Raw genomic sequence first — 12,736 nt, forward strand, 5'->3', positions numbered from 1 at the left:
CGGAGCCAGTGTCGGTGGCCCCTCGTAGACTTGACCGGTGCCTATCGTCCCGGTTGCAACCCCAGGAAAACTCAGTGTTCGCGGAGCCCGCGTGCACAATCTCAAGAACGTCGACATCGACATCCCCCGCGACTCCCTCGTGGTCTTCACGGGGCTGTCGGGCTCGGGCAAGTCGAGTCTCGCGTTCGACACGATCTTCGCCGAAGGGCAGCGTCGCTACGTCGAATCGCTGAGCGCCTACGCGCGCCAGTTCCTCGGTCAGGTCGACCGCCCGGACGTCGACTTCATCGAGGGGTTGAGCCCCGCGGTGTCGATCGACCAGAAGTCCACGAACCGCAACCCTCGATCGACCGTCGGCACGATCACCGAGATCTACGACTACATGCGTCTGCTGTGGGCGCGCATCGGCGTGCCGCACTGCCCGCAGTGCGGGGAGAAGATCCAGCGGCAGACCGTCCAGCAGATCGCCGACCAGCTCATGGAACTCCCTGAGCGCACGCGCTATCAGATCGTGGCGCCGATCGTCTCGCAGAAGAAGGGCGAGTTCGTCGACCTGTTCCGCGAGCTCGGTGCCAAGGGCTACTCGCGGGCGATCGTCGACGGCGATCTCATCCAGCTCGCGGAGCCCCCGACGCTGAAGAAGAGCTACAAGCACGACATCGCCGTCGTCGTCGACCGTCTGGTCGCGTCCGATGACATCCTGGGCCGCGTGACCGACTCGGTCGAGACCGCCCTCGGGCTCGCCGACGGGGTCATGCAGATCAACTTCGTCGACGAGGAGGGCGATGCCGCCTGGCAGTCCTTCTCCGAGAAGCTGGCCTGCCCGAACGGGCACGCCATCACGCTGACCGAGATCGAGCCCCGCACGTTCTCGTTCAACGCCCCGTTCGGTGCCTGCCCCGCCTGCTCGGGTCTCGGCACCCGTATGTCGGTCGACGTCGATCTCATGCTCGGCGACGAGGAGCTCTCGATCCGCGAGGGCGCGATCATCCCCTGGACGACGCAGGGCAAGGGGCTGTTCCAGTACTACGAGCGCCTGCTCGAGGGACTCGCCGCCGACCTCAACTTCTCGCTCGACACCCCTTGGCAGGACCTCAGGGTCGATGTGCAGGACGCGGTCCTTCGTGGCGACAACTACAAAGTCACCGTCAAGTTCAAGAACCGGTACGGGCGCGAGATGCGCTACTCCTCCGGGTTCGAGGGCGTAGTGCCCTACATCGAGCGCCAGTACGCCCAGGCCGAGTCCGACACGCAGCGTGCGCGCTGGGGCGAGTACCTCCGCGAGGTGCCGTGCCCGGTGTGCGATGGCAACCGCCTCAAGCCCGAGGTGCTCGCGGTGCAGGTGCACGGTCACTCGATCGCCGAGGTCTCGCACCTGAGTCTCGCCGACGCCCGCGAGTTCATGGGAACCCTCGTGCTCTCCGACCGCGAGGCGAAGATCGCGGCTCAGGTGCTCCGCGAGATCCGCCTGCGTCTCGACTTCCTCCTGCAGGTGGGCCTCGCGTACCTCAACCTCAGCCGCGCTGCCGGATCGCTGTCGGGTGGTGAGGCGCAGCGCATCCGGCTCGCCACGCAGATCGGTTCCGGCCTGACCGGTGTCCTGTACGTCCTCGACGAGCCCTCGATCGGTCTGCATCAGCGGGACAACCGTCGCCTCATCGACACGCTCCTCAAGCTCCGCGATCTCGGCAACACGCTGATCGTCGTCGAGCACGACGAAGAGACGATCGAAGCCGCCGACTGGGTGGTCGACATCGGACCGGGCGCCGGCGTGAACGGGGGAGCGGTCGTGCACTCCGGCTCGTATGAGGAACTCCTCGACGAGACCGGATCCATGACGGGTGACTACCTCTCCGGTCGCCGGGAGATCGAGACGCCGAAGAAGCGTCGCAAGATCGACAAGAAGCGGATGCTGAGCGTCGTCGGCGCGCGTGCGAACAACCTCAGGAACGTGAACGCCGACTTCCCGCTCGGCGTGCTCACCGCGGTCACCGGTGTCAGCGGTTCCGGCAAGTCCTCGCTGGTGAACGACATCCTGTATCAGGTGCTCGCCTCGCGGCTGAACGGGGCACGGACGGTTCCCGGAAAGCACACGCGGGTCTCCGGCCTCGACAATCTCGACAAGGTCGTGCACGTCGACCAGGCACCGATCGGTCGTACGCCGCGGTCGAACCCGGCGACGTACACGGGTGTCTTCGACCGCATCCGCACCCTGTTCAGCGAGACCCCGGAGGCGAAGGTGCGGGGCTACCTGCCCGGGCGCTTCAGCTTCAACGTCAAGGGCGGTCGCTGCGACGCCTGCTCGGGCGATGGCACCATCAAGATCGAGATGAACTTCCTGCCCGACGTGTACGTCGACTGCGAGGTCTGCCACGGCAAGCGCTACAACCGCGACACCCTCGCCGTGCACTACAAGGGGAAGAACATCGCCGAGGTCCTCGAGATGCCCATCGCCGAGGCAGCCGAGTTCTTCGAACCGATCCAGGCGATCCACCGCTACATGAAGACCCTCGTCGACGTGGGGCTCGGCTACGTGCGGCTCGGGCAGTCCGCCACCACCCTCTCCGGCGGCGAGGCGCAGCGCGTCAAGCTCGCGACCGAGCTTCAGCGCCGCAGCAACGGCCGCAGCATCTACGTGCTCGACGAGCCGACCACGGGTCTGCACTTCGAGGATGTGCGCAAGCTGCTCGAGGTTCTGAACGGGCTGGTCGACAAGGGCAACACCGTCGTGGTGATCGAGCACAACCTCGATGTGATCAAGTCGTCCGATTGGGTGATCGACCTCGGCCCGGAGGGCGGCTCCGGCGGCGGGCAGATCCTCGCCACCGGAACGCCCGAGCAGATCGCTCGCGTCGAGGAGAGCCACACCGGTCAGTTCCTCGCGGAGATCCTCGGCGAGGGGCGGGCTGCGCGGAAGGCGAGCTGATGGCCGACGTCCTCCCGTACAAGCCGCGCACGGGGGAGATCCCGACCGATCCCGGTGTCTACCGATTCCGTGACGCCGACGGCCGGGTGCTCTACGTGGGCAAGGCGAAGAACCTGCGCCAGCGGCTGTCGAACTACTTCGCCCCGCTGCGCACGCTCCACGAGCGCACCCGGCGGATGGTGACGACCGCGGCATCCGTCGAATGGACGGTCGTGCCGACGGACGTGGACTCCCTGCAACTGGAGTACATGTGGATCAAGGAGTTCGATCCACCCTTCAACGTGCGCTACAAGGACGACAAGTCCTACCCGTTCATGGCGGTCACGATGGCCGACGAGGCGCCGCGCGTGATCGTGACGCGGAACCGGCGCATCCCCGGCGCGCGGTACTTCGGGCCCTACCCGAAGGTCTGGGCCGTGCACGACACGATCGACCTCATGATCAAGGCGTTCCCGATCCGCACGTGCAGCGACGCGAGCTACAAGCGAGCCATGCAGACCGGCCGTCCGTGCTTCCCCGGGCAGATCGGCAAGTGCGGAGGCCCATGCTCGATGACCGTGACGATCGCCGAGCACCGCGCGATGGTCGACGACTTCGTCGCCTTCATGGCGGGAGGGGATGAGCGATTCACCCGCCAGCTCACCGAGCAGATGCTCGCCGCCTCTGCAGCGATGGACTACGAGGCGGCAGCGAAGTACCGCGACAAGCTCGGTGCGATCGAGGCCGTGCTCGGCAAGAGCGCCCTGGTGCTCGCCGCCGACGAGGACGCCGATCTCTTCGGCATCGCCGAGGACGAGCTCTCGGCGGCCGTGCAGCACTTCGTCATCCGCGGAGGCCGTGTGCGCGGTGTGCACGCGCTCACCCTGGACAAGGAGATCGACATCGCCGGCGGCGAACTCGTCGACCAGGTCCTGCAGCGCGCCTACGGCGATGCTCCCGACATCCCTCGCCGCGTGATCGTGCCCGTACTGCCCGACGACGCCACCGAACTCGAGGAGTGGCTGCGCGAGCGCCGCGGGAAGAGGGTCGAGATCTCCGTCGCTCAGCGCGGTCAGCGTGCCGACCTCATGCGTACCGCGACGTTGAACGCGCAGCAGGCGCTCATCCGCCACAAGACGCGGCGCACCAGCGACTATGTCGCACGAACCCAGGCTCTGACGGATCTGCAGCAGGCACTCGGCATGGACGAGGCGCCGTTGCGCATCGAGTGCTTCGACATCTCGCACCTGAGCGGGACGAATGTGGTCGCCTCGATGGTCGTGTTCGAGGATGGTCTGCCGCGCAAAGACCAGTACCGCTCCTTCAACATCGCCGAGACCACCGACGACACGGACTCGATGTACCAAGTGCTCATGCGCCGGCTCGCGTACCTCGACCGGCCGGAACAGGAGGACGCGGCGGACGCTGATGACTCCGAGACGCAGGGGCGTCGCAAACCACGCTTCGCGTACCCGCCGCAGCTTCTTCTCGTCGACGGCGGCCAGCCCCAGGTCGAGGCCGCGGCCAGGGCGCTCAAGGACTCGGGCCACACCGAGATCGCGGTCTGCGGCATCGCCAAGAGGCTCGAGGAGATCTGGCTGCCCGGCGACGACTTCCCGGTGATCCTTCCGCGCACCAGCGAGTCGCTGTACCTGATCCAACGGCTCCGTGACGAGGCGCATCGCTTCGCGATCACCCACCAGCGCAAGAGGCGGCGCAACGACATCACGACCGTGCTCGCCGAGGTCCCTGGACTCGGTGCGTCACGCATCAAGGTCCTGTTGAAGCACTTCGGATCCGTCGCCGCCCTCAAGGCCGCGGAACCCGGGGCGATCGAAGAGGTCCAGGGCATCGGCCCCGTTCTCGCGCAGAACATCCACACGCATCTCTCCACTCGCTAGGCTGGTCCCGGCGGGGGAGAGAGGGAGATGATGGCTGACGGGGACAAGGGCGAGTTCCTCATCGTGACAGGCATGTCGGGCGCAGGGCGTACGACCGTCGCGAACGCACTGGAGGATCTCGGCTGGTACGTCGTGGACAATCTGCCTCCGCAGATCCTGCGCCCGCTGCTCGACCTCACCGACATGGGTGGCGACGCGCTCCCCAAGGTGGCGGCGGTCGTGGATGTGCGCGGCCGGAACCTCTTCGACGACTTCCCCGGCGTGGCCAGGGCCCTCCGTTCCCGAGGATCGGTCCGCGTGCTGTTCCTCGACGCGGGCGACGATGTGCTCGTCCGCCGGTTCGAGGCCGTGCGCCGCCCGCATCCGCTGCAGGCCGACGGCACCCTACTCGACGGCATCCGCACGGAGCGGTCTCGACTCGCGCCGATCAGAGAGTCCGCCGACCTCGTGATCGACACCTCCGCGCTGAACATCCACCAGCTCGCTACCCAGGTCTCGGATCTCTTCGCCGATGAGGGGTCCGCCCGTCACCGGGTCACCCTGATGAGCTTCGGCTTCAAGTACGGACTGCCCACCGACGTCGACCTCGTCGCCGACATGCGGTTCCTGCCCAACCCGTTCTGGAACGAGGAACTGCGGGGACTCACAGGGCAGGACGAGGCCGTGCGCGACTACGTGCTGTCACGCGATGGTGCCATGGAATTCCTCGACGCCTACACAGCGGCCCTGACGCCGGTGCTGCTCGGATACCAGCGCGAGAACAAGAGCCACTCGACCGTCGCGATCGGCTGCACGGGCGGAAAGCACCGGTCGGTGGCGATGGTGGAGGAGCTGTCGCGCAGACTCGCGGCGGTCCCCGGCGTCGCGGTGAACGTGCGCCATCGAGACCTGGGCCGGGAGTAGTCCGGACGCCGGAACGGGGTAGGCTGGAGGTTTGCGCCGCGACCCGGCGCGTGAGCGTGAAGGAGTCCCGTGGCACTAACCACCGACGTCAAGGCTGAGTTGGTCAGCATCCGCAATGCACCCCCCACGGTGCGTGTCGCCGAGGTGACGGCAGTGCTCCGGTTCGCCGGCGGCCTGCACTCGATCGCCGGGCGGGTGGCTGTCGAGGCAGAAGTGGACGCCGAGGTTCTCGCGCAGCGCGTGGCCAGGGATCTCGCCGAGATCTACGGGGTCCGTCCCGAGATCGCGCAGGTGCAGTCGAGCACCGCGAATGACGGCGCACGGTGGGCGGTCCGCGTGATCGCGGCGGGGGAGACCCTCGCTCGTCAGACCGGCCTGCTGGATCAGCGCCGACGTCCGGTCCGGGGTCTCCCGAACCGTCTCACCACCGGGTCCCGCGCAGAGGTCGCAGGGCTCTGGCGCGGAGCCTTCCTCGCCGCCGGCACGCTCAGCGAGCCCGGCCGCTCGGCGATGCTCGAGATCTCCTGCCCGTCGTCCGAAGCCGCCATGGCGCTCGTCGGCGCCGCACATCGTCTCGGCGTGGCAGCCAAGGCGCGCGAGGTGCGCGGCATGCCCCGCGTCGTCGTGCGCGAGGGCGAGGCGATCCGTACAATCCTCACCGAGATGGGTGCGCACCGAACCGCCACTTCATGGGAGGAGATGCGCCAGCGCCGCGAGGTGCGCGCCGGCGTGAACCGGCTCGTCAACTTCGACGATGCGAATCTGCGTCGCTCCGCCCAGGCCGCCGTCGCCGCCTGCGCGCGTGTCGAGCGTGCCCTCGAGATCCTCGCCGACGACGTGCCCGACCACCTCCGGGTCGCCGGCGAGCTGCGCCTCGCGCATCGCGACGCCAGCCTCGACGAGCTCGGCCACCACGCCGAGCCGCCCATGACGAAGGACGCCGTCGCCGGACGCATCCGCCGCCTCCTCGCGATGGCCGACAAGCGCGCGCAGCAGGAGGGAATCCCAGGAACCGAGGCTGCGGTTCCCGCGGGCCTCGACGCCTGACATCCTCCTTTTTCGAACGCCCCTCCGCCCGCGTGCGGAGGGGCGTTCGTTCGTTCCCGACGGGGAAGGTTCCGGCCCGGCCGAGCGTTGTCGTCAGTAGGATGAGACCGTCTGCTCCGTGCCGCACCTCAGCGGTCCGGAGGACCGGCAAGCGCCGCGGCCCGGCGCGGATTGGATGAAATCGACATGGCTGTGTACACGCTCCCCGACCTTCCCTATGACTTCGCAGCTCTCGAGCCGCACATCAGCGGCAAGATCATGGAGCTCCACCACGACAAGCACCATGCGACGTACGTCGCCGGCGCGAACGCGGCGCTCGAAGGCCTCGCCGAGGCTCGTGAGAGCGGCAACCTCGCGAACGTGAACAAGCTCGAGAAGGACCTTGCGTTCAACCTCGGCGGCCACGTCAACCACTCGATCTTCTGGACCAACCTCTCGCCGAACGGCGGCGGACAGCCCGAGGGCGAGCTCAAGACCGCGATCGAGGAGTTCTTCGGCTCCTTCGAGAAGTTCCAGGCACACTTCACGGCCAACGCGCTCGGCATCCAGGGCTCGGGATGGTCGGTGCTGAGCTGGGACTCGATCGGCCAGCGTCTGATCATCCAGCAGCTGTTCGACCAGCAGTCGAACACCGCGCAGGGCACCGTGCCGCTGTTCCAGCTCGACATGTGGGAGCACGCCTTCTACCTCGACTACCTCAACGTCAAGGCCGACTACGTCAAGGCCGCGTGGAACATCGCGAACTGGGAGAACGTGGCCCAGCGCTTCGAGGTCGCCCGCAAGCAGACCGACGGCCTGCTGGTACTGTCGTAATCAAGACGGGCGTCCCGATGGGGACATCCCCGTCGGGACGCCGCTGTCCATGCTTCACCCAGTTGAAACCGCGCGCGAGCGCACAAGAAATCAGGAGACCTGAGTGTCTGTCAAGATCGGTATCAACGGCTTCGGCCGCATCGGACGCAACTACTTCCGCGCGGCGCTCGCGCAGGGAGCGGACCTGGAGATCGTGGCGGTCAACGACCTCACGGACAACAAGACCCTGGCGCACCTGCTGAAGTACGACTCCGTCGGTGGCGTGCTGGATGCAGAGATCAGCTACGACGAGGACAGCATCACCGTCAACGGCAAGGAGATCAAGGCGTTCGCGGAGCGCGACCCCGCCAACCTGCCGTGGGGCGAGCTGGGCGTCGACATCGTCATCGAGTCGACCGGCTTCTTCACCAAGGCGGAGCTCGCCAAGAAGCACATCGAGGCCGGCGCGAAGAAGGTGCTGATCTCGGCTCCCGGCACGGGCGTCGACGCGACCTTCGTCATGGGCGTCAACGAGGACAGCTACGACCCGGCTGCCCACCACATCATCTCGAACGCATCCTGCACCACCAACTGCCTCGCGCCGCTGGCCCAGGTGTTCAACGACGAGTTCGGTATCGAGCGCGGCTTCATGATGACCGCTCACGCCTACACGGCCGACCAGAACCTGCAGGACGGCCCCCACGGCGACCTGCGTCGTGCCCGCGCGGCCGCGATCAACATCACCCCCGCCTCCACCGGTGCGGCCAAGGCGATCGGTGAGGTCCTGCCGGAGCTCAACGGCAAGCTCAGCGGCTCGTCGTACCGCGTTCCGGTGCCCACCGGCTCGATCGTCGACCTCACGCTGATCACCGACCGTGAGAACCTCACCGTCGATGAGGTCAACGCGGCGTACAAGAAGGCGGCGGCCGACGGTCGTCTCGCGGGCTTCCTGCAGTACAACGAGGACCCGATCGTCTCCAGCGACATCGTGCACAACTCGCACTCGTCGATCTTCGACGCCACGCTGACCAACGTCAGCGGCAACCTCGTCAAGGTCTCGAGCTGGTATGACAACGAGTGGGGCTACTCCAACCGTCTCGTCGACCTGACCGAGTACGTCGCCGAGCGTCTCTGAACCTCAGACACATGACTCTGCGCACCCTGGACTCCCTGGGTCCGCTCGAGGGCAAGCGCGTCATCGTCCGTTGTGACCTGAACGTCCCGCTTCGGGACGGGGTCATAACGGACGATGGTCGTGTACGCGCCTCGTTGCCGACCCTCAACGCCCTCCTCAACGCCGGCGCCCGCGTCGTCGTCACCTCCCACCTCGGCCGTCCCGATGGCGCGCCCGACCCGCAGTACAGCCTCGCGCCGGTCGCACAGCGACTCTCCGAGCTGCTCGGCAAGCCGGTCGCGTTCGCCCGCGACACGGTCGGTGAGTCGGCCCACGATGCCGTCGACTCGCTCGAGGACGGCGGAATCGTCGTGCTCGAGAACCTGCGCTTCAACGCGGGCGAGACCGCGAAGGACGACGCCGTTCGCGGCGCCTTCGCGGCGCAGCTGGCCGAACTCGGAGACGTTCTCGTCTCCGACGGCTTCGGTGTCGTGCACCGCAAGCAGGCGAGCGTCTACGACCTGGCGCAGCTGCTGCCGTCGGCTGCCGGACTGCTGATCGCCACCGAGCTCGATGTCCTCGACAAGCTCACCGAGAACCCGGAGCGCCCGTACGCGGTCGTGCTCGGCGGATCGAAGGTCAGCGACAAGCTCGGCGTCATCTCGCACCTCCTGCCGCGCGTCGACCGCATCCTGGTCGGCGGGGGGATGCTGTTCACCTTCCTGAAGGCGCAGGGGTACGAGGTCGCCTCGAGCCTTCTCGAGGAGGACCAGCTGGAGACCGTTCGCGGCTACATCGCCGAGGCCGCGGAGCGCGGCGTCGAGCTGGTGCTGCCGACGGACGTCGTCGTGGCGGAGAAGTTCGCGGCGGATGCTGCGCACGAGGTCGTCGCGGCCGATGCGATCGAGAGCACCTCGTTCGGCGCATCCGGTATCGGACTCGACATCGGACCCGAGACGGCGGCACGGTTCGCCGACGTCGTGCGTTCCTCGAAGACCGTGTTCTGGAACGGCCCGATGGGTGTGTTCGAGTTCGCGGCGTTCGCGGGCGGCACCAAGGCCGTCGCACAGGCGCTCACCGAGGTCGACGGCCTCAGCGTCGTCGGCGGTGGCGACTCCGCCGCGGCCGTGCGTCAGCTCGGCTTCGCGGACGACCGCTTCGGTCACATCTCGACCGGCGGCGGCGCGAGCCTCGAGTTCCTCGAGGGCAAGAGACTACCCGGCCTGGAGGTGCTCGGATGGGCATAGCGAACCGTACCCCGCTGATCGCGGGCAACTGGAAGATGAACCTCGACCACCTGCAGGCGGTCGCGTTCGTGCAGAAGCTGCACTGGACGTTGAAGGACGCGAAGCACGAGGACGGATCCGTCGAGGTCGCGGTGTTCCCGCCGTTCACCGACATCCGCAGCGTTCAGACGCTGATCGACGCGGATAAGATCCCGTTCGCCCTCGGTGCGCAGGACCTCTCGGCGCACGACTCCGGCGCCTACACCGGCGAGGTGTCGGGCGCGTTCCTGTCGAAGCTCGACGCGAAGTACGTCATCATCGGCCACTCCGAGCGCCGCGAATACCACGCGGAGTCGGACGAGGTCGTGGCGGCGAAGACCAAGGCGGCACTGAAGCACGGGCTGTCGCCGGTCATCTGTGTCGGCGAGACGCTGGCTCAGCGCGAGGAGTCGGGCCCCACGGCGGTCTCGATCGCCCAGCTCGAGGTCGCGCTCGGCGCGGTCTCGGCCTCGGACGACTTCGTGGTGGCCTACGAGCCGGTCTGGGCGATCGGCACCGGTCAGGTCGCTTCGCCGGAGCAGGCTCAGGAGGTGTGCTCCGCTCTTCGCGCCGTGATCGCGGCGAAGCTCGGTGACGACGCCGCAGCGCGCACCCGCATCCTGTACGGCGGTTCTGTGAAGTCCGCGAACATCGCGAGCTTCATGCGCGAGCCCGATGTCGATGGTGCACTCGTGGGCGGGGCGAGCCTCGTCGTCGACGAGTTCGCCGCGATCATCCGGTTCGAGAAGCACGTCGGAGTATGAGCGTGTGGCGGGGCTGCGGCCCCGCCACACCGTATACTTGACCGTTACCGGGGCAGTCCGCGCCCCATCGAAAGGCTCTTCCCCGTGGAAATTCTCGAGTTCGTCCTGCAGGTCGTGCTGGGTATCACCAGCGTGCTGCTGACCCTCCTCATCCTGCTCCACAAGGGCCGCGGCGGCGGCCTGTCCGACATGTTCGGCGGCGGCATGACCTCGGCCGTCGGCTCGTCCGGCCTCGCCGAGCGGAACCTCAACCGCTTCACGGTCATCCTCGCCCTCACCTGGTTCGTCGCGATCGTCGCACTGGGTCTCATCACGAAGTTCGAGGTGATCTGATGGCCACCGGTGGAAACGCGATCCGCGGCACCCGCGTCGGCTCCGGCCCCATGGGCGAGCAGGACCACGGATATCACGCCGACCGCATCGCGGTCTCGTACTGGGATGGCCTCGGAAACGAGACCGTGCGCTACTTCGCCGCCGGTCTTCCCGAGGAGGAGATCCCGGAGACCATCGATCACCCGCAGTCGGGTCTTCCCGCCGGTCGTGACAAGGCGAACCCGCCTGCGCTGTCGAAGACCGAGCCCTACAAGACGCACCTCGCGTACGTGAAGGAGCGTCGCACCGACGAGGAAGCCGTGCAGCTCCTCGAGGACGCGCTCACGCAGCTGCGCGAGCGCCGGGGTCAGTGACCCCGAGCACACTCCCGTCACGAAGCCGCCGCGATCCGATCGCGGCGGCTTCGTCGTTCCCGGCGCGGCACGCGGCAGCGTTCCTCGTGTGCGAGAAGTCGGAGTTGCGCCGCGACACGCCGTGAGGTGAACGTGAACGTCGGCGTGTCGGCCCACGGCTCCGACCCTTCGCGCGGGCATAGGCGCGGGTGCATGCCGGTCAGGCGTGCGTCGGGGTCACGCGTGCGCCGGGGTCAGCGGCATCCGTAGGCGGCGTCGATGTAGGACTGCGGCGGGTAGCCGTACGCCCAGACGCCGTTGCCGTCGTCGGTGAAGCCCATGCTGATCGCCCACGCCGTCGCCCAACTCTCGATGCTCTCCGAGGTGGACGCGTCGTACATGCCCTCGCATTTGACGCTGATCGCGTGCCCGACCTCGTGGGCGACGAGTGCACGCGAGCTCTCGGCCGGCCACTGCTCGGCGACCGAGTTCGAGAGCTCGATCGCCGCTCGACCCTGGTCCCACCACCAGGTCGTGAGCCCGCCCATGCCCGTGGACCCGCCGTAGCCGTTGACGATCGGACTCCAGTCGAACTCCAGAAGCACACCGGGCGCGAGCGAGCGCGCGAAGGCCTCGATCTCGAGCCTGGTCTGCAGCAGCGGTCCTGCCTTCTCCGCCAGCTCCGTCTGCTCCGAGGCGACGACCTGTGCCGCGGCGCTCTGCAGGGTCGCGAACTCGCTGACGGCATCGTCGTCGAGCGTCGACACCGATGCGAGAGCGGATGCCGCGTCACGCAGCGCGATGACGTCGAGCGTCTTCGCCGAGATGTGCGCCGACTCGAAGCCGGCGGCCGATTCTGCGGCCCCGGACAGCGCGGCGATCGCTGCGTCATCGAGCGCGGCGCCGGCGTCGACCAGATCGGCCGAGGACGCCTCGAGCTCCGCCGCTCTCGCATCCAGCTCGGTCGCCTGTGCGGAGAGGGCTTCGGCCTCACCGAACAGCTCCCAGAACCATCCGGGCTTCGGATCGGCGGCGGGTACTGCCTCCTCCAACTCGGGGGCGAGGTCGGTCACGAGGGTGCTCGCCGCGGTCGTGGCGGCGGACAGCGTGGCAGCGGATTCGGCGGGAACCAGCCCCGAGGAGTCGCCATTGGAGATCTGCGTGGCCGCGGTCGTGGCGATCGTGACCGCCTCGGACTTCTGACCGGCCTCGGTCAGCGCCGCGGATACGGCGTCGCCCGACGCATCGAAGAGGGCGGCGCTGTCGTCGTACGAGAGATTCGAGGCGACCTGCAGCCCCCCGAAGGCGCCTCCTGCCAGGAGGACGCCCACCACGCCGAGAACCAGCGGGACCCGGCTTCGTCGAGGGCGGGTGGGGGAT

The 12,736-nt window shown here is 67.8% G+C and carries 11 protein-coding genes; 10 read left to right on the forward strand and 1 reads right to left on the reverse strand.

The window, feature by feature from the left end; translation table 11 throughout:
- The first annotated feature begins 37 nt into the window (after window positions 1-37).
- The 10 genes from uvrA (at window position 38) to ACI3KS_RS04825 (ending at window position 11,377) form a co-directional block, all read left to right on the forward strand.
- Entirely contained in the window at window positions 38-2,926 is a 2,889-nt protein-coding gene (uvrA, locus tag ACI3KS_RS04780) for an excinuclease ABC subunit UvrA (RefSeq protein WP_404915744.1), read from the forward strand.
- A complete protein-coding gene (uvrC, locus tag ACI3KS_RS04785) occupies window positions 2,926-4,806 on the forward strand; it encodes an excinuclease ABC subunit UvrC (RefSeq protein WP_404915746.1) in 1,881 nt (626 codons plus the stop codon). Before uvrA ends, uvrC begins: the two co-directional genes overlap by 1 nt.
- 30 nt (window positions 4,807-4,836) lie before the next feature.
- Window positions 4,837-5,709 (forward strand): RNase adapter RapZ, encoded by an 873-nt coding sequence (gene rapZ, locus ACI3KS_RS04790; RefSeq protein WP_404915748.1) that lies wholly within the window; start codon window positions 4,837-4,839, stop codon window positions 5,707-5,709.
- 69 nt (window positions 5,710-5,778) lie between these two features.
- Window positions 5,779-6,756, forward strand: coding sequence for a DNA-binding protein WhiA (gene whiA, locus ACI3KS_RS04795; RefSeq protein ID WP_404915750.1), 978 nt, complete (start codon window positions 5,779-5,781; stop codon window positions 6,754-6,756).
- A gap of 186 nt (window positions 6,757-6,942) precedes the next feature.
- Window positions 6,943-7,569: a superoxide dismutase gene (locus tag ACI3KS_RS04800; RefSeq protein WP_404915752.1), complete on the forward strand. Its 627-nt coding sequence runs from the start codon at window positions 6,943-6,945 to the stop codon at window positions 7,567-7,569.
- A gap of 103 nt (window positions 7,570-7,672) precedes the next feature.
- Window positions 7,673-8,683 (forward strand): type I glyceraldehyde-3-phosphate dehydrogenase, encoded by a 1,011-nt coding sequence (gene gap / locus ACI3KS_RS04805; RefSeq protein WP_404915754.1) that lies wholly within the window; start codon window positions 7,673-7,675, stop codon window positions 8,681-8,683.
- A gap of 11 nt (window positions 8,684-8,694) precedes the next feature.
- Window positions 8,695-9,909 carry a phosphoglycerate kinase gene (locus ACI3KS_RS04810; protein ID WP_404915756.1) on the forward strand — a complete coding sequence of 405 codons (1,215 nt, stop codon included), beginning with the start codon at window positions 8,695-8,697 and terminating at the stop codon, window positions 9,907-9,909.
- Window positions 9,900-10,691: a triose-phosphate isomerase gene (tpiA, locus tag ACI3KS_RS04815; protein ID WP_404915758.1), complete on the forward strand. Its 792-nt coding sequence runs from the start codon at window positions 9,900-9,902 to the stop codon at window positions 10,689-10,691. The genes ACI3KS_RS04810 and tpiA overlap by 10 nt, the downstream gene beginning before the upstream one ends.
- 84 nt (window positions 10,692-10,775) lie before the next feature.
- A complete protein-coding gene (secG, locus tag ACI3KS_RS04820; protein ID WP_404915760.1) occupies window positions 10,776-11,024 on the forward strand; it encodes a preprotein translocase subunit SecG in 249 nt (82 codons plus the stop codon).
- Window positions 11,024-11,377: an RNA polymerase-binding protein RbpA gene (locus ACI3KS_RS04825; protein WP_404915762.1), complete on the forward strand. Its 354-nt coding sequence runs from the start codon at window positions 11,024-11,026 to the stop codon at window positions 11,375-11,377. The genes secG and ACI3KS_RS04825 overlap by 1 nt, the downstream gene beginning before the upstream one ends.
- A 233-nt stretch (window positions 11,378-11,610) precedes the next feature.
- Here the strand turns inward: ACI3KS_RS04825 and ACI3KS_RS04830 are convergent.
- Window positions 11,611-12,736 (reverse strand): hypothetical protein (locus ACI3KS_RS04830; protein WP_404915764.1); only part of this gene is annotated, 1,126 nt, incomplete at its 5' end.

The sequence above is a fragment of the Microbacterium sp. ZW T5_45 genome, from assembly GCF_044987415.1.
Lineage (GTDB): Bacteria > Actinomycetota > Actinomycetes > Actinomycetales > Microbacteriaceae > Microbacterium.